At 58.8% G+C, this 20,715-nt stretch carries 21 protein-coding genes; 14 read left to right on the top strand and 7 right to left on the bottom strand.

Features of this window, described 5'->3' with window-relative positions:
* Positions 1-199: 199 nt before the first annotated feature.
* The gene (locus ACA048_RS12335) at positions 200-1,006 is read right to left on the bottom strand and encodes a sulfite exporter TauE/SafE family protein (protein ID WP_497629358.1); all 807 of its coding nucleotides are present in this window, start codon (positions 1,004-1,006) and stop codon (positions 200-202) included.
* A 162-nt stretch (positions 1,007-1,168) separates the two neighbouring features.
* Between ACA048_RS12335 and ACA048_RS12330 the strand changes: the two genes are divergently transcribed.
* On the top strand, positions 1,169-2,032 hold the full coding sequence (locus ACA048_RS12330; RefSeq protein ID WP_497629357.1) for an MBL fold metallo-hydrolase: 864 nt from the start codon (positions 1,169-1,171) through the stop codon (positions 2,030-2,032).
* Positions 2,033-2,150: 118 nt separating this feature from the next.
* A complete protein-coding gene (locus tag ACA048_RS12325; protein WP_497629356.1) occupies positions 2,151-3,011 on the top strand; it encodes a tyrosinase family protein in 861 nt (286 codons plus the stop codon).
* A 24-nt stretch (positions 3,012-3,035) separates the two neighbouring features.
* On the opposite strand, the gene bkdR is transcribed toward ACA048_RS12325, so the two are convergent.
* Positions 3,036-3,524, bottom strand: a complete 489-nt coding sequence (gene bkdR, locus ACA048_RS12320; RefSeq protein ID WP_497629355.1) for a Bkd operon transcriptional regulator BkdR — start codon at positions 3,522-3,524, stop codon at positions 3,036-3,038.
* Between the two features lie 185 nt (positions 3,525-3,709).
* Between bkdR and ACA048_RS12315 the strand changes: the two genes are divergently transcribed.
* The 5 genes from ACA048_RS12315 (at position 3,710) to ACA048_RS12295 (ending at position 9,909) form a co-directional block, all read left to right on the top strand.
* Positions 3,710-4,945 (top strand): 3-methyl-2-oxobutanoate dehydrogenase (2-methylpropanoyl-transferring) subunit alpha, encoded by a 1,236-nt coding sequence (locus ACA048_RS12315; protein ID WP_497629354.1) that lies wholly within the window; start codon positions 3,710-3,712, stop codon positions 4,943-4,945.
* Position 4,946: 1 nt separating this feature from the next.
* Positions 4,947-6,005: an alpha-ketoacid dehydrogenase subunit beta gene (locus tag ACA048_RS12310; RefSeq protein ID WP_140679207.1), complete on the top strand. Its 1,059-nt coding sequence runs from the start codon at positions 4,947-4,949 to the stop codon at positions 6,003-6,005.
* The gene (locus tag ACA048_RS12305) at positions 6,006-7,277 is read left to right on the top strand and encodes a dihydrolipoamide acetyltransferase family protein (RefSeq protein WP_497629353.1); all 1,272 of its coding nucleotides are present in this window, start codon (positions 6,006-6,008) and stop codon (positions 7,275-7,277) included.
* A gap of 18 nt (positions 7,278-7,295) precedes the next feature.
* Positions 7,296-8,678: a dihydrolipoyl dehydrogenase gene (gene lpdA, locus ACA048_RS12300; protein ID WP_497629352.1), complete on the top strand. Its 1,383-nt coding sequence runs from the start codon at positions 7,296-7,298 to the stop codon at positions 8,676-8,678.
* Between the two features lie 211 nt (positions 8,679-8,889).
* Positions 8,890-9,909, top strand: coding sequence for a branched-chain amino acid aminotransferase (locus ACA048_RS12295; RefSeq protein WP_223516966.1), 1,020 nt, complete (start codon positions 8,890-8,892; stop codon positions 9,907-9,909).
* A gap of 95 nt (positions 9,910-10,004) precedes the next feature.
* Here the strand turns inward: ACA048_RS12295 and ACA048_RS12290 are convergent, their stop codons facing one another.
* On the bottom strand, positions 10,005-10,760 hold the full coding sequence (locus tag ACA048_RS12290; protein WP_497629351.1) for an ArsR/SmtB family transcription factor: 756 nt from the start codon (positions 10,758-10,760) through the stop codon (positions 10,005-10,007).
* Between the two features lie 82 nt (positions 10,761-10,842).
* Here ACA048_RS12290 and ACA048_RS12285 point away from each other — a divergent pair, with 82 nt between their 5' ends.
* On the top strand, positions 10,843-11,949 hold the full coding sequence (locus ACA048_RS12285; RefSeq protein ID WP_497629350.1) for a cytochrome P450: 1,107 nt from the start codon (positions 10,843-10,845) through the stop codon (positions 11,947-11,949).
* Between the two features lie 44 nt (positions 11,950-11,993).
* Here ACA048_RS12285 and ACA048_RS12280 read toward each other — a convergent pair whose 3' ends face one another.
* On the bottom strand, positions 11,994-12,482 hold the full coding sequence (locus ACA048_RS12280) for an MEKHLA domain-containing protein (RefSeq protein WP_497629349.1): 489 nt from the start codon (positions 12,480-12,482) through the stop codon (positions 11,994-11,996).
* Between the two features lie 249 nt (positions 12,483-12,731).
* Between ACA048_RS12280 and ACA048_RS12275 the strand changes: the two genes are divergently transcribed.
* The 3 genes from ACA048_RS12275 to ACA048_RS12265 are packed head-to-tail and all read left to right on the top strand — an operon-like array spanning position 12,732 to position 14,237.
* Positions 12,732-13,763 (top strand): D-cysteine desulfhydrase family protein, encoded by a 1,032-nt coding sequence (locus tag ACA048_RS12275; RefSeq protein WP_497629348.1) that lies wholly within the window; start codon positions 12,732-12,734, stop codon positions 13,761-13,763.
* Positions 13,735-13,899 (top strand): pyocin S6 family toxin immunity protein, encoded by a 165-nt coding sequence (locus tag ACA048_RS12270; protein WP_497629347.1) that lies wholly within the window; start codon positions 13,735-13,737, stop codon positions 13,897-13,899. The genes ACA048_RS12275 and ACA048_RS12270 overlap by 29 nt, the downstream gene beginning before the upstream one ends.
* 2 nt (positions 13,900-13,901) lie before the next feature.
* Entirely contained in the window at positions 13,902-14,237 is a 336-nt protein-coding gene (locus ACA048_RS12265; protein WP_497629346.1) for a hypothetical protein, read from the top strand.
* 77 nt (positions 14,238-14,314) lie between these two features.
* Here the strand turns inward: ACA048_RS12265 and ACA048_RS12260 are convergent, their stop codons facing one another.
* The 3 genes from ACA048_RS12260 to ACA048_RS12250 form a co-directional block, all read right to left on the bottom strand.
* Complete coding sequence (locus ACA048_RS12260; protein WP_497629345.1) at positions 14,315-14,653, bottom strand: FKBP-type peptidyl-prolyl cis-trans isomerase; 339 nt, start codon at positions 14,651-14,653, stop codon at positions 14,315-14,317.
* Between the two features lie 70 nt (positions 14,654-14,723).
* Positions 14,724-15,242 carry a hypothetical protein gene (locus ACA048_RS12255; protein ID WP_497629344.1) on the bottom strand — a complete coding sequence of 173 codons (519 nt, stop codon included), beginning with the start codon at positions 15,240-15,242 and terminating at the stop codon, positions 14,724-14,726.
* A gap of 36 nt (positions 15,243-15,278) precedes the next feature.
* Entirely contained in the window at positions 15,279-16,013 is a 735-nt protein-coding gene (locus ACA048_RS12250) for a hypothetical protein (protein WP_497629343.1), read from the bottom strand.
* Between the two features lie 157 nt (positions 16,014-16,170).
* On the opposite strand from ACA048_RS12250, the gene ACA048_RS12245 reads away from it, so the two are divergent.
* The 3 genes from ACA048_RS12245 to ACA048_RS12235 all read left to right on the top strand — a co-directional run bounded on the left by ACA048_RS12245 (position 16,171) and on the right by ACA048_RS12235 (position 20,634).
* Positions 16,171-17,244: a diguanylate cyclase domain-containing protein gene (locus tag ACA048_RS12245; protein ID WP_497629342.1), complete on the top strand. Its 1,074-nt coding sequence runs from the start codon at positions 16,171-16,173 to the stop codon at positions 17,242-17,244.
* A gap of 136 nt (positions 17,245-17,380) precedes the next feature.
* Complete coding sequence (locus ACA048_RS12240) at positions 17,381-17,986, top strand: DJ-1/PfpI family protein (RefSeq protein ID WP_497629341.1); 606 nt, start codon at positions 17,381-17,383, stop codon at positions 17,984-17,986.
* Between the two features lie 836 nt (positions 17,987-18,822).
* Positions 18,823-20,634, top strand: coding sequence for a monovalent cation:proton antiporter-2 (CPA2) family protein (locus ACA048_RS12235; protein ID WP_497629340.1), 1,812 nt, complete (start codon positions 18,823-18,825; stop codon positions 20,632-20,634).
* Positions 20,635-20,715: the final 81 nt, after the last annotated feature.

Genomic DNA, 20,715 nt, shown 5'->3' with positions numbered 1-20,715 from the left:
CCTCCCGCAGGTGCGTATGGTTGAGCAAGGAGTTTACGAAACCCGCGCAGCGCAACGAATGCTACTTGGGTAGCAGTCAGACGCTTCGATGGGATGAGAGCGGTGGTGACCATCGCTGTGATGCGCACAGCGTGGCGAGGCCCGGAACGTAAGGAGTAGGCCTGTGGACCCGACCGGGGACCACAAGCAGGGTGTTGTTTTAGACGCCTGCCCTGAACAGCATATAAGCGGCAATCACAATGCAGACGCTGGCAAAGCCGACTTGCAACGCCCGCGCCGGCGCCTTCGCGCACAACTTGCGGCCAATGATCATGCCGACGATGCTGGCGACGATGAAGCTGGCGCCGAGGCTATCGATGCGCACGCCGGCCTGAAACGCGCCAATCACGCCGATGGCGGAAATCAGGCTGATCACCATCAAGGACGTAGCGACGATCCCGCGCATCTGCACGTCGGTCAGTTGCTTGAACGCCGGGACGATCAGAAATCCGCCGCCCACGCCAAGCAGCCCGGACACCACGCCCGTCACCGCGCCGAGCGAAGCCAAGGTCGCCGTGCATTTGGCGGTCCAGGAGAAACGCCCGGTCTGCTGATCGAGCATGCAGTTTTTCTGCCCCCAATTGGCGTGACCGTGATCGCTCGGCCCCGCTTCCTGACGCTCACGGCGCAACATCCGCCCGGCGACCATGACCATCAGCAGGCTGAACAGAATCATCAGGATTTTTTCCGGTAACTGATGGGCGAAGTAGATGCCGACCGGGGAAAACACCGCGCCGAGCAGCGCGATCAGCAGCGCCGCGCGGTACCGCACCAGACCATGCCTCAACCCGTCAATCGCCCCGACCGCCGCCGCGCTGCCCACCGCAAACAAAGCGACGGGCGCCGCTTGGGTCATGGTCAAACCCAACCCGAGCACCAGAGCGGGCACCGCAAGAATGCCACCGCCGGCCCCGGTCAACCCGAGGACCAGGCCCATGACCATCCCAAAAAAACTTGCCAGCAACATAAACCACTCATGATCTGCGGAAAAAGGCCGGGAACGCCCGGTATCGATGACTGACAGGATAGAGCCCGCGCAGATTTTTTCATCAATTGAATTGATTCGGGGCTGGTCAATGCGGGGAAAATGAATCTACCCTCGGTGCTTGTTCACATAGAATTGTTCACCATGCCTGCCTTGATTGAAGCTTTCCTCGACCCCGCCTCGTCGACCTACAGTTACGTGATCTACGAAGCCGATGGCGGCCAATGCGCCATCGTCGATCCGGTGCTCGACTACGATCCGGCAGCCGGCAGGACATGCACTGTTCAGGCCGACAAAATCATCGCTTTCGTGCGGGCTCGTCAGTTGCAGGTGCAATGGTTGCTGGAAACCCACGCCCATGCCGATCACCTGTCTGCCGCGCCTTATCTGCGCCGCGAGTTGGGCGGCAAAATAGCGATTGGTGAGTCGATCAGCAAGGTTCAAGGCGTATTCAAAAGCCTGTTCAACCTTGAGCCGGAATTTCGCATCGATGGTTCGCAGTTCGATCATCTGTTCGCGCCGGACGAGTCGTTCATGATTGGTAATCTCAAGGCTACCGCCCTGCACGTGCCCGGCCACACTCCGGCGGACATGGCCTACCTGATCGACGGCAACGTGATTTTGGTCGGCGACACGTTGTTCCTGCCGGACGTCGGCACCGCGCGTTGCGACTTCCCCGGTGGCAACGCCAATCAGCTGTACGCCTCGATTCGCAAATTGCTGGCCTTCCCGGCCAGCGTCAGTCTGTACATCTGCCACGATTACCCGCCCGAAAGCCGCGAGTCCCAGTGCATGACCACCGTCGGCGAACAGCGCAAAAGCAACATTCACGTGCATGACGGTATTGATGAAGCGGCGTTTGTCGCCATGCGCACCCAGCGCGATGCAGGGTTGGGCATGCCGACGTTGTTGCTGCCGGCGATTCAGGTGAATGTACGGGCGGGGAATTTACCGCCGGCCGAGGACAATGGCGTGATCTACCTGAAAATCCCGATCAACAAACTCTAAATCCGCACTATCAAACAAGTGAGTTTTCTTACACTGACTACTGAAAAGCCTGAATGAATTCTCAATAGAACCGCCTTATAAATGATGACTTCCCCAATACATGGAGTTTTCATCATCAATGGACATTCGACGTAATCACCGCGACATGACTGCACAGCAGAAACAGGACTTCATTCAGGCCATTTTCACCCTCAAGAACGATACGCCCAGCCTATTGCGACCGGGCCAGCAAAACCGATACGACGACTTTGCCCAGATCCACAAGAATGCTATGGGTGGCTCCAATGCACTCGTACCGCCACCGCACCGCTCCCCGCTGTTTTATCCGTGGCATCGTATTTTCCTGCGCGAGTTTGAAATCGCGCTGCAAACCTCCTCCGGCAATTGGGACATCACAATTCCCTACTGGGACTGGAACGTCGCCGGACCAGAGGTCGATAGCACGCCTTTCACTCCGGCGTTTCTTGGAGAAAATGGCGATCCTTGGAGCAACAACCACGTCCTTACCGGCCCATTTGCCTATTCTCGAGGGATGTATGAAGTGAAGGTTTGGGGTGACGACCAGGGCGATGGAGGGCTGCGCCGCGAATTTGCCGATTCACCGATGCCGACGGCCACAGATGTCAGCACCGCACTGGAGAAAGTACCCTACTGGTCCGGGGAAGAATCCTGGGAGAGCTACAGTGAAAATTTCCTGCACAACAGGGTACATACCTTGATTGGCGGCAACATGATGGACCCGGCTTCCCCCAACGACCCCGTATTCTTCCTGCACCATTGCTATCTCGATCTTCTTTGGGAACGCTGGAAACGACAGCATCCTGATCAGGCGCCGTACCTGCCTCTCAGCGGCGCGCCGGGCCATGACCTGGGCTCCACGTTAGTATTTCAGGCATCCGGCACACCGGCACCGTGGCCCAGATCCTTCACAGTAAGTCAGACGATCGACACTCTAGCGCTCGGCTACATTTACGCCTGACCGTAGCAGAGCCGAAATAACCGTTCACTTGTTTAACATCAAGCCGCCTGCCGGCAACGGCAGCGCGGTTTTATAGCGGACCTGCTTGAGCGCAAAGCTCGAACGAATGTTCGCCACGCCGGGGACTTTGGTGAGGAAATCCATCAAGAAGCGCTCCAGCGACTGAATGGTCGGCACCAATACCCGAATCAAATAGTCCGGGTCGCCGGCCATCAAATAGCACTCCATCACTTCCGGGCGATCCGAGATCGCTTCCTCGAAATGCTGCAACGCCTCTTCCACCTGTTTCTCCAGACTGACGTGAATGAACACATTCACGTGCAGCCCCAACAGGTCCGCATCCAGCAACGTCACTTGCTCGCGAATCAGGCCCAATTCTTCCATCGCCTTGACCCGGTTGAAGCACGGTGTCGGCGACAGATTGACCGAGCGTGCGAGGTCGGCGTTGGTGATGCGCGCATTCTCTTGAAGGCTGTTCAAAATGCCGATATCGGTACGGTCCAGTTTGCGCATGAGACAAAACCACCTGTTTTTTATGTTTATTAAGATTTTTTATCCTCAAATGATCTCCAGTGCAACGAAACAGAGATAAATATTCTTCTTCGCCGGGCCTATGATTGTTGTAGGACAAGATTTCTTCCACAGAGGAATGACAGTCAGCTCACTACAAGAAATTCACAAGATCGAGCGTAGAAGCCATGAACCAAGCGTACGAACCGCTGCACCTGCACGTTCCCGAACCTTCGGGCCGTCCTGGCTGCAAAACCGACTTCTCCTACCTGCGTCTGACCGACGCCGGCACGGTGCGCAAACCTTCCATCGACGTTGAACCCGCCGACACCGCCGACCTGGCCAAAGGCCTGATTCGCGTGCTCGACGACCAGGGCAATGCCCTGGGTCCGTGGGCTGAAGGCGTACCGGTCGAGATCCTGCGTAAAGGCATGCGCGCCATGCTCAAGACGCGGATCTACGACAACCGCATGGTGGTCGCCCAGCGTCAGAAAAAAATGTCGTTCTACATGCAGAGCCTCGGCGAAGAAGCCATCGGCAGTGGCCAGGCCCTGGCACTGAACGTCGATGACATGTGCTTCCCGACGTACCGCCAGCAAAGCATTCTGATGGCGCGAAACGTGCCGCTGGTGGACCTGATCTGCCAACTGTTGTCCAACGAGCGCGATCCGCTCAAGGGCCGTCAGCTGCCGATCATGTATTCGGTCAAAGACTTTGGTTTCTTCACCATTTCCGGCAACCTCGCCACCCAGTTCGTACAGGGTGTGGGCTGGGGCATGGCCTCGGCGATCAAGGGCGACACCAAAATCGCCTCGGCCTGGATCGGCGACGGCGCCACCGCCGAATCCGACTTCCACACCGCCCTCACCTTCGCTCACGTGTACCGTGCGCCGGTGATCCTCAACGTGGTCAACAACCAGTGGGCAATCTCCACCTTCCAGGCGATTGCCGGCGGTGAAGCCACCACGTTTGCCGGTCGTGGCGTCGGCTGCGGCATTGCCTCCCTGCGGGTTGATGGCAACGATTTCGTCGCGGTCTACGCCGCCTCTGCCTGGGCCGCCGAACGTGCACGCCGCAACCTCGGTCCGACCATGATCGAGTGGGTCACCTACCGCGCCGGCCCACACTCCACCTCCGATGATCCGTCCAAGTACCGTCCTGCCGACGACTGGAGCTACTTCCCGTTGGGCGACCCGATTGCGCGCCTCAAGCAGCACCTGATCAAGATCGGTCACTGGTCCGAAGAGGAACACACCGCCGTCAGCGCCGAGCTGGAAGCCGAAGTCATCGCCGCACAGAAAGAAGCCGAACAGTACGGCACCCTCGCCGGTGGCCAGATTCCAAGCGCCGCGACCATGTTCGAAGACGTCTACAAAGAGATGCCGGAGCACTTGAAGCGCCAGCGTCAAGAGTTGGGGATCTGACATGAACGACCACAACAACAAAATTGAGCTGGAAACCGCCATGACTACGACCACCATGACCATGATCCAGGCCCTGCGCTCGGCCATGGATGTGATGCTTGAGCGTGACGACAACGTCGTAGTCTTCGGCCAGGACGTTGGCTACTTCGGCGGCGTGTTCCGTTGCACCGAAGGCCTGCAGACCAAGTACGGCACCTCCCGCGTGTTCGACGCGCCAATCTCCGAAAGCGGCATCGTCGGTGTCGCCGTGGGTATGGGTGCTTACGGTCTGCGCCCGGTGGCCGAGATCCAGTTCGCCGACTACGTGTACCCGGCGTCGGACCAGATCATTTCCGAAGCCGCTCGCCTGCGTTATCGCTCGGCCGGCGAGTTCACCGCCCCGATGACCCTGCGCATGCCTTGCGGCGGCGGCATCTACGGCGGCCAGACCCACAGCCAGAGCATCGAGGCGATGTTCACCCAGGTCTGCGGTCTGCGCACGGTCATGCCGTCCAACCCTTACGACGCCAAAGGCTTGCTGATTGCCTCCATCGAAAACGATGACCCGGTAATCTTCCTTGAGCCAAAACGCCTGTACAACGGCCCGTTCGACGGCCACCACGACCGCCCGGTAACCCCGTGGTCGAAACACCCGGCCGCGCAAGTGCCGGACGGTTACTACACCGTGCCGCTGGACGTCGCCGCCATTGCCCGTCCGGGCAAGGACGTGACCATCCTGACTTACGGCACCACCGTTTACGTATCGCAAGTCGCTGCTGAAGAAACCGGCATCGACGCTGAAGTCATCGACCTGCGCAGCCTGTGGCCGCTGGACCTGGAGACCATCGTCAAGTCGGTGAAGAAAACCGGCCGTTGCGTGATCGTTCACGAAGCGACCCGTACCTGCGGCTTCGGCGCCGAACTGGTCGCCTTGGTGCAAGAGCACTGCTTCCACTACCTGGAAGCGCCTATCGAACGCGTCACCGGTTGGGATACCCCTTACCCGCACGCGCAAGAGTGGGCGTATTTCCCTGGTCCGTCCCGTGTGGGCGCGGCTTTGCATCGGGTTATGGAGGTCTGAATGGGCACGCACGTTATTAAAATGCCGGACATTGGTGAAGGCATTGCAGAAGTTGAATTGTCGGTATGGCACGTCAAGGTCGGCGATATGGTCGTCGAGGATCAGGTACTGGCCGATGTGATGACCGACAAGGCGATGGTCGACATCCCTTCACCGGTCCATGGCAAGGTGATCGCGCTGGGCGGTGTGCCCGGCGAAGTCATGGCGGTTGGCAGCATCCTGATCAGCATTGAAGTGGAAGGCGCGGGCAACCTTAAAGAGTCGGCGCAGCCTGCTCCAGTTAAAGAAGCACCGGTTGCAGCGCCTAAAGTTGCAGCGGTTGTCGAAAGCAAACCGGTCGCTGCCGCAGCCCCACGAGTGGCAGTCTGCCAAGGCCCGATGGTGGCCCGCGAGGCCGACGAACGCCCGCTGGCCTCCCCGGCCGTGCGCAAACACGCGCTGGACCTCGGCATTCAATTGCGTCTGGTACGTGGCAGCGGTCCTGCAGGCCGCGTGTTACACGAAGACCTCGACGCCTATCTGGCGCAAGGTCAGTCGAATGCATCGACCGTATCCTCCGCTTACGCCCAGCGTAACGACGAAGAACAAATCCCGGTCATCGGCATGCGCCGCAAAATTGCCCAGCGCATGCAGGACGCCACCCAGCGTGCCGCCCACTTCAGCTACGTCGAAGAAATCGACGTCACCGCCGTCGAAGAACTGCGCGCGCACTTGAACGAAAAACACGGCGCAACCCGTGGCAAGCTGACCTTGCTGCCGTTCCTGGTCCGCGCCCTGGTCGTCGCCCTGCGCGACTTCCCGCAGATCAACGCCCGTTACGACGACGAAGCCCAGGTCATCACCCGCCTCGGCGCGGTGCATGTGGGCATCGCCACCCAGGCCGACATCGGTTTGATGGTGCCGGTCGTCCGTCATGCCGAAGCCCGCAGCCTGTGGGACAACGCTGCCGAAATCTCCCGTTTGGCCACCGCCGCACGCAATGGCAAGGCCAGCCGCGATGAACTGTCCGGCTCAAGCATCACCCTGACCAGCCTCGGTGCCTTGGGCGGCATCGTCAGCACGCCGGTGCTGAACCTGCCGGAAGTGGCGATTGTCGGCGTGAACAAAATCGTCGAACGCCCGATGGTGGTCAAAGGCCAGATCGTGATTCGCAAGATGATGAACCTCTCCAGCTCCTTCGATCACCGCGTGGTCGACGGCATGGACGCGGCGCAATTCATCCAGGCCGTCCGTGGCCTGCTCGAACAACCCGCCACCTTGTTTGTGGACTGATTTTTGTTGGAGAGCACAATGCAAACTTTGAACACCACGCTGCTGATCATCGGCGGCGGCCCTGGCGGTTATGTGACGGCGATTCGTGCCGGTCAACTGGGTATTGCAACCATTCTGGTGGAAGGCGAATCGCTGGGCGGTACCTGCCTGAACATCGGCTGCATCCCGTCCAAAGCGTTGATTCACGTGGCTGAGCAGTTGCACCAGACGCAACACCACAGCCAGCATTCGGCCTTGGGCATCAGCGTTTCGGCGCCGACCCTCGACATCAGCAAGAGCGTCGAGTGGAAGGACGGCATCGTCGATCGCCTGACCACTGGCGTCGCGGCACTGCTGAAAAAGAACAAAGTCCAGGTGATTCAAGGCTGGGCCAAGGTCGTCGACGGCAAAACCGTCGACGTCGGCGACACGCGTATTCAGTGCGAGCACCTGGTGCTGGCCACCGGGTCGAAAAGCGTGAACCTGCCGATGCTGCCGATTGGCGGCCCGATCATCTCCTCCACCGAAGCCCTGGCGCCGACGTCCGTGCCGAAGCGACTGACCGTGGTCGGTGGCGGCTATATCGGTCTGGAGCTGGGGATTGCCTACCGCAAACTCGGGTCCGACGTCAGCGTGGTCGAGGCACAGGAGCGCATCCTGCCTGCCTACGACGCCGAATTGACTCAGCCAGTACACGACGAGCTGAAAAAGCTCGGCGTGAAGCTTTACTTGAAGCACAGCGTTCAAGGCTTTGATTCAGCTAGTAATTCACTGCACGTACTGGGTCCGGATGGCGCCACCCTGAATCTGGAAACCGATCAGGTATTGGTGGCCGTCGGTCGCAAACCCAACACCCAAGGCTGGAACCTCGAAGCGCTGAACCTGGACATGAACGGCTCGGCGATCAAGATCGACCCCCGCTGCCAGACCAGCATGCGCAACGTATACGCCATCGGCGACCTGAGCGGCGAACCGATGCTTGCGCACCGGGCCATGGCTCAGGGCGAGATGGTGGCCGAGCTGATCAGCGGTAAAACCCGCGAGTTCAACCCCACCGCCATCGCGGCCGTGTGCTTTACCGACCCGGAACTGGTGGTGGTCGGCAAGACCCCGGATGAGGCCAAGACCGCCGGTCTGGACTGCATCGTCTCCAGCTTCCCGTTCGCGGCCAATGGCCGGGCGATGACGCTGGAATCAAAAAGCGGCTTTGTGCGGGTGGTCGCTCGTCGGGACAATCATGTGATTGTCGGCTGGCAAGCGGTGGGTGTGGGGGTTTCCGAACTGTCCACGGCCTTCGCCCAAAGCCTGGAAATGGGCGCGCGGCTGGAAGACATCGGCGGCACCATTCATGCGCATCCGACGCTGGGCGAGGCTGTGCAGGAAGCGGCGTTGCGTGCGTTGGGGCATGCCCTGCATCTGTAACCAAACCTGTAGGAGCCGAGCTTGCTCGCGATGAAGACGCCGCCCTATGTCTGATTCACCGAGTTAACGTTCATCGCGGGCAAGCCTTGCTCCTACAAAGGAACGCATTCCGGGCTGCGATTTAGCCCAAGAATGAAGTATTGTTGTCCCCATCCAAAAAACGTCAGAAGCCTTGAACCGTTTCGGCGGTTGTTCAGTGATAGAGGGTGTCATGGGTAACGAAAGCATCAATTGGGACAAGCTGGGTTTTGACTACATCAAGACAGACAAGCGTTTCTTGTCGTACTGGCGCAATGGCGAGTGGGACAAAGGCACCCTGACCGAAGACAACGTGCTGCACATCAGCGAAGGCTCCACGGCCCTTCACTATGGCCAGCAATGCTTCGAAGGCATGAAGGCCTATCGTTGCAAGGACGGTTCGATCAACCTGTTCCGCCCGGACCAGAACGCCCTGCGCATGCAGCGCAGCTGTGCACGGCTGCTGATGCCGTTCGTCGAAACCGAGCAGTTCATCGAAGCCTGCAAAGCAGTGGTCCGCGCCAACGAGCGTTTCATCCCGCCTTACGGCACCGGCGGCGCGCTGTATCTGCGTCCGTTCGTGATCGGCGTGGGTGACAACATCGGCGTGCGTACCGCCCCCGAGTTCATCTTCTCGATCTTCGCCATTCCGGTCGGCGCCTACTTCAAGGGCGGCCTGACCCCGCACAACTTCCTGATCTCCAGCTTCGACCGTGCCGCCCCACAAGGCACCGGCGCGGCCAAGGTCGGTGGCAACTACGCCGCCAGCCTGATGCCAGGTTCCCAGGCCAAGAAAGCGCACTACGCTGACTGCATCTACCTGGACCCGATGACCCACACCAAGATCGAAGAAGTCGGTTCTGCCAACTTCTTCGGGATCACCCACGACAACAAGTTTGTCACCCCGAACTCGCCGTCGGTCCTGCCAGGCATCACCCGCCTGTCGCTGATCGAACTGGCCAAATCGCGTCTGGGCATGGAAGTGATTGAAGGTGACGTGTTCATCGACAAGCTCTCGGACTTCAAGGAAGCCGGCGCTTGCGGTACCGCGGCCGTGATCACCCCGATCGGCGGCATCAGCTACAACGACCACCTGCACGTGTTTCACAGCGAAACCGAAGTCGGCCCGGTCACCCAGAAGCTCTATAAAGAGCTGACCGGTGTACAGACCGGCGACATCGAAGCGCCAGCGGGCTGGATCGTCAAGGTTTGATCTGACGCGGCTGTTCGCTTGAGCAAAAAAGCCCGGTTATCTATTGGATAGCCGGGCTTTTTTTGCCTTCGATTTGTCAGAATTATTATTATGATTCAATGGGTAACGGAATTATTTTGATGTTGATTATCAATAGGCATTGATGACCCTATTGAAGACGGCATTACCAGGCCAAACTGCGCGCCAAGCGCCTTGCGCCCCATCGCCGTCAACGTCAACGCCCGGCTGTCCAGGTCCTGCGTCACCCACTTACGTTTAATCGCGGATTGCAGCAACGCCGCCCCCAACGAGCCACCCAGATGCGGCCGACGCATGCTCCAGTCCAGGCACGGACAGGCGAAACGGCGGCGCAGCGTGCTCAGATCCTTGACCTCAATGCCCAATCCTTCAAACAGCGCCTCGCCGCTGTCACTCAGCCGATAAGCCTGCTCATCGTTTTCCAGCAACCAGCCTTTCTCCAGCATCCGGTCATGCAGCAACACCGCCAGCGTGCCGGCCATGTGGTCGTAGCAGGTGCGAGCGAATTGCAGGCGATCCGGCGTGCGCGAGTTGAACGTCGGCGCGGTGTTCTGGCCGATCACCATCAGCGCTTCCAATGCCTGGGCCACGCGTTTGTCCACCAGGCTGTAATAGCGATGGCGACCCTGTACGTGCAACCGCACCAGTGCCAGTTCCTTGAGCTTGGCCAGGTGCGCGCTGGCGGTGGAGGCGCTGACTTCGGCAATCGCCGCCAACTCGGTGCTGGTGCGCGCGTGGCCGTCCATCAGTGAGCAGAGGATTTTCGTCCGGGCCGGCTCTGCGATAGCCGCCGCTACCTGAGAGACGCCGATGTCGTGTTGTTCTGCGTTCATATTTCGCTCCCGGACGAATCAAGGGCCTTTCGGACTGAAGATAGTAGCAACACTTTCCCCACCCCGAACAAGGCTGCGACCCATGGACCCGATCATCGCTGCGACTCATGCCGATCCTTATCCCTACTACGCGCAATTGCGCGCTCAAGGTGGACTGGCATTTCACGAACCACTGAACGTGTGGGTGGCCAGTAGCGCCCGAGCGGTCGCCGCCGTGCTGGCCCATCCTGATTGCCATTTCCGCCCGCTCGCCGAACAGGTGCCGAAGGCGATTGCCGGTGGTATGGCGGGCAAGGTGTTTGGGCAGTTGATGCGGATGAATGAAGGCCAACGGCAGCGCTGCCCGAGGTCGGCGATTGAGCCGGGGCTGCGGTTGATTGATGTGAATGAAGTCAATGCGCTGGTGGCGGCGCGATTGATCACACCGGACGCCGACGGGTTGTACAACGCCATGTTTCGCGGGCCGGTGTGCGTGGTGGCGGCGTTGCTTGGGTTCACGCCGGCTCAGGGTCGGACGATCAGCGAGCTGACAGCGGCTTTCACGGCATGCCTGTCGCCGCTCAGCGATCAGGCGCGACTCGACACGGCACAGGCTGCCGCTGAACATTTACGGGGCTACTTCGTTGAATTGCTTGATGACCCGAACAACAACAGCACACTGCTCACCGGGATTCGCGATCGCTTCGCCGGCGACCACGAAACGCTGATCGCCAATCTGATTGGCTTGTTTTCCCAAACCTTTGAAGCCACTGCGGGCCTGATCGGCAATGCGCTGTTGGCAGTGATTCGACATCCATCGCTTCAGCGGGCCTGCGTAGATGATTTGATTGCTGAAACCCAGCATTTTGACCCGTCGGTGCAGAACACTCGCCGGTTTGTCTCCGCGCCCTGTGAAATCGAGGGCGTGCGCCTGCATGCGGGCGATGTGATTCTAGTGCTGTTGGCGTCGGCCAATCGCGATCCGCATCTGAATGACAGCCCCGACGTCTTTCGTCTGGATCGGCCGCAGCGCCGAAGTTTCACCTTTGGCGCGGGGCGGCATCAGTGTCCGGGGCAAGTATTGGCGTTTGGGATTGCCAGTGCGACGTTGAGGGAGATTCTGGCGCACCAGCGTGTGCTGGAGCGATTGGCCTGGAAGTACCGGCCTTCGTTGAATGGGCGGATTCCGGTGTTTCGTGATGTGCCGTGAGACCGCGAAGGCGCCATGACAATCGACGCATCATTCAAGACCTGTCAATCAATTACCCATCCAACACGCTCTTCATCAGGCCAGAACAATGCTGCCTGCCCCTGATGTTCGCCGTGCTGATCGATCAGGGTCCAGACTTTGCCTTCGTAAATCATGAAGGCTTTGCCGTCCCTGTCCACCCGCCAGCCGCTATATCCATGAGCAATTCCGTTGACCGTGACCTGTTCCAGCAGTGTCTGGCGCATGGCTCGGTCCAACGGTGAAGCGCTGAACCGTGACGGCATACCAAGGAACTGCGAGTGATCGTATTTGAAACAGGTCAGCGTCTGTTCATTGGCATAGAAGAAACGAGGATCGTCTTCAGTGCCATGGGCTAACAGGCTGTAAGGCGCGTGCTCGTGCAACCAGTGCAAGCGTTCCGTTCCGGTCAGTGATTCAGGGGCCGGCAGACCCTGGCCGGTCCAGTGCCGAAAAGCCTCGTCCAGCAGTTGAACAGCTGCATATTCGTTGATTGGCGACACGCGCCCTCCCATAACATGGCGTTGGTGGTACGACGCGCCAGAGCCTATCTAAAAATCCTTTGCTTTCTAGCCATTGGGCGCGTCGGTGAAGCTCCCCCGCCTCGACCACCGCGACGAAGACTTCCAATGGCCTGAGTTTGGCCATGATCATGCCCGCATTAAATACATCAGGTTAAAAGAGTTGTAACCGGCGATGTGTTTATCCGCCGGAGCTTTCTCCCTAGAGTCACGGTAATAACACTGAACATCGAGGCAGCATTGATGCAAACCCTTCTGGACAAGTCATTGAGTTCTTTTGCCCGGGCCGACCTTGTGCAAGTCCCGACGCCCATCCTGCGCGCTGAACGCCTTGAGCAGCAGTTGGGTTTGAAAGCGCAAGGCATCGGCCTGTTCCTCAAGCGCGATGATCACATGTTGATTGGCGGTGGCGGCAACAAACTGCGCAAACTCGAATTTCATCTCGGGGCGGCACTGGCGGCCGGGGTCGACACGGTCGTCACCATCGGCGGCCTTCAATCCAACCATGCGCGGCTGACCGCTGCAGTGTGTGCCCGCCTCGGCATCGCCTGCGAACTGATCCTCACCCGATCAGTCCCGAAAACGGAAGTGGACTACGAACTAAACGGCAACGTCCTGCTCGACCAGTTGTTCGGTGCCACCCTCTGCGTGCTTGCCCGAGGCAGCGACTCACTCGCCGAAGCCGAGAAACGCGCCGAATACCTTCGGGCTTCCGGGCACAAGGTACTGGTGATTCCTACGGGCGGCTCGACACCGCTGGGCGCTCTTGGCTATGCACGCTGTGCGGCGGAGATTGCGCAACAGGAAACCGAACTCGGCCTCACCTTCAAGCAGATCGTGGTACCCAACGGCAGCGCCGGCACCCACGCCGGGCTCGCGGCCGGGTTTCAGTTGCTGGATCGAGATACTTCTCTGGTGAAGTCGTATTCGGTTTTATCAGACAGGGATACCTCGGCGGCCCGAACCCTGCAACTGACCCAAGATGCACTGTCTTTACTGGGCAGCAGCGCCATTGTTCAGGCTTCGGAGATTGTCATCGACGGCAGCCAGTTGGGCGACGGATACGGTCTGCCGACGCCAGCCATGCTGGACGCAGTGCGTTTGATGGCTCGCGCTGAAGGGCTGTTGATCGACCCGGTATATTCCGGTAAAGCGTTCGCCGGGTTGCTGGCCGATCTCACGCAAGGACGCTTCCGGTCCGGTGACAATGTGCTGTTTGTGATGACAGGCGGCACACCGGGGTTGTATGCGTATCGGGAGGCGTTTCAGGGCTGAGGGTCAGTCATGTTTTGTAACTGAAAGCGCGGACGGGGAATGGTTATTAACCCGCGAACAAATCCAGCAAATCGCTACGGAGCTCGATCAGGCCTTACCTACGGAATTGGATCTTTTCATCGGGGTACGGGAGTAAGAGTGGGGCTTTACTATCAAGACCCATCAACAAACCACGATGAAGCGACGAGACTTCTTGCCAGCGACGTGGACGTAAAGGTTATTGCAGCATTGGTTTCCATCGGTCTGAACGAAAAAAACAGAATCCGGTCTCAGAACACTTGCCTTAAGTACCTCGCCAGTGAGACTGAATCGGTTGCAGTATCCGCTGTTACCGCTCTTGGCCACATTGCTCGCCGTCATTGCGAAATTGATAGAGAAACGGTGCTGCCAGCCCTCGAACAGTTGAAGCACAAATTCCCTTCATTGGCAGGCGTTGTTGAGGACGCACTTGACGACATTGACCTATTCACCTGACCCGCCGAGAGATCGAAGGCAAAGCCGTTATGGTGAAGGGGCTTGCCCTCTCGCCACGGACTCCGGCCAGGCCTCAGTCAATCATCCCGAGTCAGCACTTCCAGCAATTCAATTTCGAAAATCAGGTTCGAATTCGGCGTGATTTTGCCCATCGTCCGTTCGCCATAGGCTAAATATGCCGGCACCAGCAGCTTGCGCTTGCCACCGACCTGCATCCCCAAAATCCCCTGATCCCAACCCTTGATAACCCGTCCAGTGCCAATCACGCACTGGAAAGGTTTGCCACGGCTATAGGACGAGTCGAATTCAGTGCCGTCTTCCAGCCAGCCACGGTATTGGGTGGTGATCAGCGCGCCTTTGACGGCGGCTTTGCCGTCGCCTGGCTGGAGGTCGATGATTTGCAGTTCTTCATTCATGACGATGTTGGTCTGTTTGCGGTATTCGAGGGACGTGGTTTTCCCAGAAAATCATCCTGCTTGCAACACTTCAGGTGCCCTTATCGGGGTGGGACAACATTTCCACGACTTTTTTGTCTTCCTTCTGCTTCGCATCGACCGCGAAGTCCTTGCCGAATATCGCTTCCGGAAGGATCCATTTGCCCACGCTGCTTTTCTGGTCGGTCACGATGCCGATCTGATCTCCTTTGGTGAAATCAAACCAATGCAGATCCGGGAATTGTTTCAAGTCGAGGGTCTGGACCGTATTCCCCTCCATGACTTCAATTTTTTTGGTGGTCGGGTCGACGCTGACCACCTCCAGCGGTGAGCGAGTAATCAACGATGGCGCCATAACAACGATGACATTGTTGGTACACCGTTGGCTTGTTGGCTGGATCTTACCGTCAGCCGAACTATGGGGGCGTTTTTCGCAATCAACAAAAATCCCCGAATGGTCCACGGTTTCGTTGCCCAGGTACTGTTCGCCAGTGGGCATCATCAATATCTGTTCGCCCTTCGCCGCACTCACGAACAGAGTAAGCGTCAGGGCCATTGTCAGTCTGGTCATAGCGCACCTGCCATTGGTCCAGCCCCGCGTGGTGACTTACAGGAACTCGTCAAAAGACAACGTCCTGGTACTTCGCGGAATGTTGGGCACATCTATTTCAACGTAGGTCACCTGCTTTTTCGGCACCTGATACACCGTGCCGAATGAATCATAACGTTGCGGCTGCTTATCGGTTTTCATCAACACCTTTTGAACCAGCACGTAGTACGTCTCGCCTGTTTCAATCAGCAGCACCGCTTCTTTTATCCCGCCATCCTTGCTGGCCGTCGCCATCATCAGTTCAGGCGGAAAGTTTTTGACCTGTTTTTCGTCGAAGTGCAGGCGAATCGGATGCAATACACCACCGTCGCGTACTTCCTGGGCCTGCAGCGTTCCGAAATGCTCGGCCAGCACCGACGTGCCCCACAGGCCCAAGACCAAAAAAATCGCGAACAAGGCCTTGTGCAGGAAGTAGGGAAACAACTTGTGGTCCGAAGACCAGGCGCCGTTAAGCGCGACATAACCGATGGCTCCGCCACCCAGAACGATCAGGATCCAGCCGCCGAACTGTTTCGCCACCGTCCAGGCGAACGCAAGATAGAAATACAGCGAGATATCCAGCGAAACCAGCGGTATGCCGAACGTCTTGAAGTAATAAAACAAATGCAGCCAGGAATAGAAAAACAGGTAAGCCGCAAACAGCAACGTCGGTCCACCAAAGTGCGCCGACAACTGTGAACTCTCCGGCGCAGGCGGTGGGGGCGTCGGGCCAGACGCGTTTACCTGAGACATGCTGAGGATCTCCTGCCAGACGGACGATCACGAAGCTGATGGCGTGCATAGAAAGTCTAGCGCTCGCTAGATAGAAAGCGACTGCAACCAATCGGTCCGGTGAACTAACATAAGCACCAACGTTTCCCTCGGTTTAATACCCAATGACTCTCCCTGAATGAATGTGGTCTGGAGCAGCGCAGCCATCGGCTCAGTCCTGCTTGCCCTGCTCATCGCGATGATCTATCGAGAGCGCTCGCTGAAAAAACAATTGGGCGAGTGTCGTGCGCTGATTGCCAGCCTGTCCGAGGGACCGTCCGTGCGTCAGGATGGCGATTTTGAGCGCTTCAAACGCAGCCAATACTTCGCCCGCATCGGCACCTGGGATTGGGACGTCGACACCGACAAGCTCTACTGGTCGGATGCGATCTACGGCATGTTCGGCTTCAAGATCGGCGAAGTAACCCCCTCCTACGCCCTGTTTTGCTCCTGCGTACACCCGGAGGACCGCGCCAGCGTGCGCACCGGGGAATTGCGTTGCCTTGAGACCGGGGAAAACCATGACGAGGAATACCGCGTCGTCTGGCCCGACAGTAGCATCCATTGGTTGCGAGAAACGGGCAACGTGGTCAAGAACGACCACGACGCCACCATCAAGATGATGGGCGTAGTACGCGACATCACAGAGGAAAAAGCCTCCGCCAGTTACCTGCAACACCTGGCTCATTACGACCCACTGACCGGGCTGCCCAATCGACTGGTGCTGGAAGAACGTTTGTCCGAAGCCCTGGAACAAGCGCGAATCGGCGCCACCCGAGTTGCGTTGGTATTTGTCGACCTCAACGGCTTTAAGGCCATCAACGATCACTACGGCCATGCGGCCGGCGACCGCGTCCTGATCGCAACCGCCACGCGGTTGAAGAAAATTTTGCGCTCAACCGACACCGTTGCCCGAATCGGTGGCGACGAATTTGTGGTCATTCTCCAAGGATTGCCTCAGGACATCTGCCTGCAGGATGAAGCGCGCACCATCTGCCAGAAAATCTTCGTCGAACTGTCACCACCGATCATCATCGGCAACGACCAGCGCCACATCGGTACCAGCCTCGGGGTCGCGGTGTACCCGGACCACGCGCCGAGCATGGACCGGCTGATTCATATTGCGGACCTGGCGATGTATGAGGCCAAGCGCAGTGGGAATAATCAGTATCGGTTGGGCATCGAGAGCCCTGTGCGAGCTTCCAACCCATAAGGCCTAAACGCTCCACCAGGGTACTGTGCTTGCGAAGAATCATTCCTTACTGTTGCGATGATTCTGCACCAGACTGTACCGGGGATTGCGCCTCGGCTCGGCGTAGGCTGCGTGAACACACTCAGGACTAACCGCCATGCACATTGCCATTCTGACCTTCGACGGCTTCAACGAACTGGATTCCCTGATCGCTTACGGCATGCTCAGCCGGGTGTCGCTGCTGGGGGACAAGGACTGGCGCGTGAGCATCGCTTCGCCGACGCCGCGTGTCACGTCCATGAATGGTTTGACCATCGATGCGCAGATTGATCTGGCCGAGGCTTGCCAAGCGGATGCTGTGCTGGTTGGGAGCGGACGCAAGACTCGTGAAGTAGCTGAGAATCCGGCGATCATGGATCAACTGCGTTTCGATCCAGGCCGTCAGTTACTGGCTGCGCAATGTTCTGGCACCTTTTTACTGGCAAAGCTCGGCTTGCTCGGCGACGCCCCGGCTTGCACCGATGCCATCAGCAAGCCGTGGGTGCAGGCGGCTGGTGTAAATGTCGTCAATCAGGCGTTTTATGCCAATGGGAATGTCGCGACGGCGGGTGGTTGTTTGTCGGCGCAGTATTTGGCGGTGTGGTTTCTGGCACGGCTGAAAGGCACTGAAGCGGCTCGGGAGGTGTTGCACAACTTCGCGCCGGTGGGTGAGAAGGATGAGTATGTGGCTCGGGGGATGGCGCATATCGAGGCGTTTATCTGATTGCTCGGTTGTCTGCTTGGGCGTCTTCGCTGGCAAGCCAGCTCCTACAGGTGACCGCATTCCCCTGTGGGAGCCTGGGGTATTCGGGGTTCGGGGGATGGCCCATCTCGGGGCATTTATCTGATTGCTCGGTTGTCTGTTCGGGCGTCTTCGCGGGCAAGCCAGCGCCTACAGGTGACCGCGTTCCCCTGTGGGAGCGAGCCTGCTCGCGATAGCGGTATTCGTGGTTCGGGGGATGGCCATCTCGGGGCATTTATCTGATTGCTCGGTTGTCTGTTCGGGCGTCTTCGCTGGCAAGCCAGCTCCTACAGGTGACCGCATTCCCCTGCTCGCGATAGCGTTATTCGTGGTTTGGGGGATGGCACATATCGAGGCGTTTCTCTGATTGCTCGGTTGTCTGTTCGGGCGTCTTCGCTGGCAAGCCAGCTCCTACAGGTGACCGCGTTCCCCTGTGGGAGCGAGCCTGCTCGCGATAGCGTTATTCGTGGTTTGGGGGATGGCACATATCGAGGCGTTTCTCTGATTGCTCGGTTGTCTGTTCGGGCGTCTTCGCTGGCAAGCCAGCGCCTACAGGTGACCGCATTCCCCTGTGGGAGCGAGCCTGCTCGCGATAGCGTTATTCGTGGTTTGGGGGATGGCACATATCGAGGCGTTTCTCTGATTGCTCGGTTGTCTGTTCGGGCGTCTTCGCTGGCAAGCCAGCTCCTACAGGTGAGCGCGTTCCCCTGTGGGAGCTGGCTTGCCAGCGATAGCCGTCTGTAGGCCAGCAAAGGCTGACGCGTCTCGCCGAAGCCTCTATCCTTGGCGCTCCGCCGTATCGAGTTCTGGAGTCTGCCATGCCCCATGAAGGGAACCTGTTGCAAGCTGCTGTCGTGTTTCTGTTTGCGGCGGTGCTCACCGTGCCCTTGGCCAAGCGCCTGCAATTGGGAGCCGTGCTGGGTTATCTGTTTGCCGGCGTCCTCATTGGGCCGTCCGTGCTGGGGTTGATCGGCAATCCGCAAAGTGTCAGCCACATCTCTGAACTCGGCGTGGTGTTGCTGTTGTTCGTCATCGGCCTGGAACTGTCGCCGCGACGCTTGTGGGTAATGCGCAAATCGGTGTTCGGCGTGGGCCTGGCGCAGGTGTTGCTGACCGGTTCAGTGATCGGTGTGCTGGCACTGTTCGTCTTCGGCCAATCGCTGAACAGCGCCATCGTGCTCGGTCTTGGCCTTGCCCTGTCGTCCACTGCGTTTGGCTTGCAAAGCCTGGCCGAGCGCAAGGAACTGACCAGCCCCCACGGTCGATTGGCGTTTGCAATCTTGCTGTTTCAGGACATCGCCGCCATCCCGCTGATTGCCATGGTCCCCCTGCTGGCCGGCGGCGATCACACCTCCACCGCCGCTGAAGATCTGAATCACGGTTTGCGGGTATTGGGCAGCATTGCGGTGGTGGTCATCGGTGGACGCTATCTGTTGCGCCCGGTATTTCGCATCGTTGCTAAAACCAACTTGCCCGAGGTGTCCACCGCCACGGCGTTGCTGGTAGTGATCGGCACGGCGTGGCTGATGGACCTGGTCGGCGTGTCCATGGCGCTCGGCGCGTTTCTCGCCGGGCTGCTGCTGGCGGACTCTGAATACCGGCATGAACTGGAAGCGCAGATCGAGCCGTTCAAAGGCCTGCTGCTGGGGCTGTTCTTCATCAGCGTCGGCATGGGCGCCAACCTCAGCCTGCTACTCAGCACTCCGCTCGCGGTACTGGGGCTGACCCTGCTGCTGATCGCAATCAAATTGCCGCTGCTGTTTGTGGTCGGCCGATTGGCCGGTGGCCTGGGCAAAGTCAATGCGCTGCGTCTGGGCATCGTGTTGGCGGCTGGTGGTGAATTCGCGTTCGTAGTGTTCAAGATCGGCCGCGATCAAGGCCTGTTCGAGCCGCACCTGTACGACTTGCTGGTGCTGACGATCACCCTGTCGATGGCAGTGACACCGCTGTTGTTGCTGGTGTGCGCCCGATTGTATTCACCCAAGGTGCAGCCAGTGGTGGTCCCGGAGAAATTCCGCGACATCGACACCGATGCGCCGCGCGTAGTCATTGCCGGCATGGGCCGGATGGGTCAGATCGTCGCGCGGATTTTGCGGGCGCAGAACATCAAGTTCGTGGCGCTCGACACGTCGGTGGAAACCATCGAACTGTCCCGCAGTTTCGGCGGCGTGCCGGTGTTTTATGGCAACCCGATGCGCCCGGAGATCCTCAGCGCAGCCAAGGTCGAACAGGCGGAATATTTCATCATCGCCACCGATGATCCGGACACCAACATCAAGACTGCCGAGGTGGTGCACCGGTTGTACCCGCACATCAAAATCATTGCCCGGGCGCGTAACCGCCAGCATGTGCATCGCTTGGTGGACCTGGGGGCCGAAGCGATTCGTGAAACCTATTACTCGAGCCTGGAAATGAGCCGGCGCACGCTGGTTGGCCTGGGGCTGACCCAAGCCCAGGCGGATGCGCGGATCAAGCGTTTCAAGCATCACGATGAACAGGTGCTGGAGGCGCAGCACGCGGTGTATGACGACGCGGCGAAGGTGTTGCAGACGGCGCAGGAAGCGCGGGCGGAACTGGCTAAATTGTTTGAGTCGGATCAGTTGGAGGAGCAGGAGGCGAGTAAGGTTTAAGTCCTGTGGTGACCGTGCTGACGCCATCGCGGGCAAGCCACGCTCCTACACTGTATTTGTGCCGTTCACAAAATCCTGTGG

This window comes from Pseudomonas sp. LBUM1659, from assembly GCF_059716045.1.
Note: the sequence above shows the minus strand (reverse complement) of the source record. Positions and strands in the feature narration are given on the sequence as shown.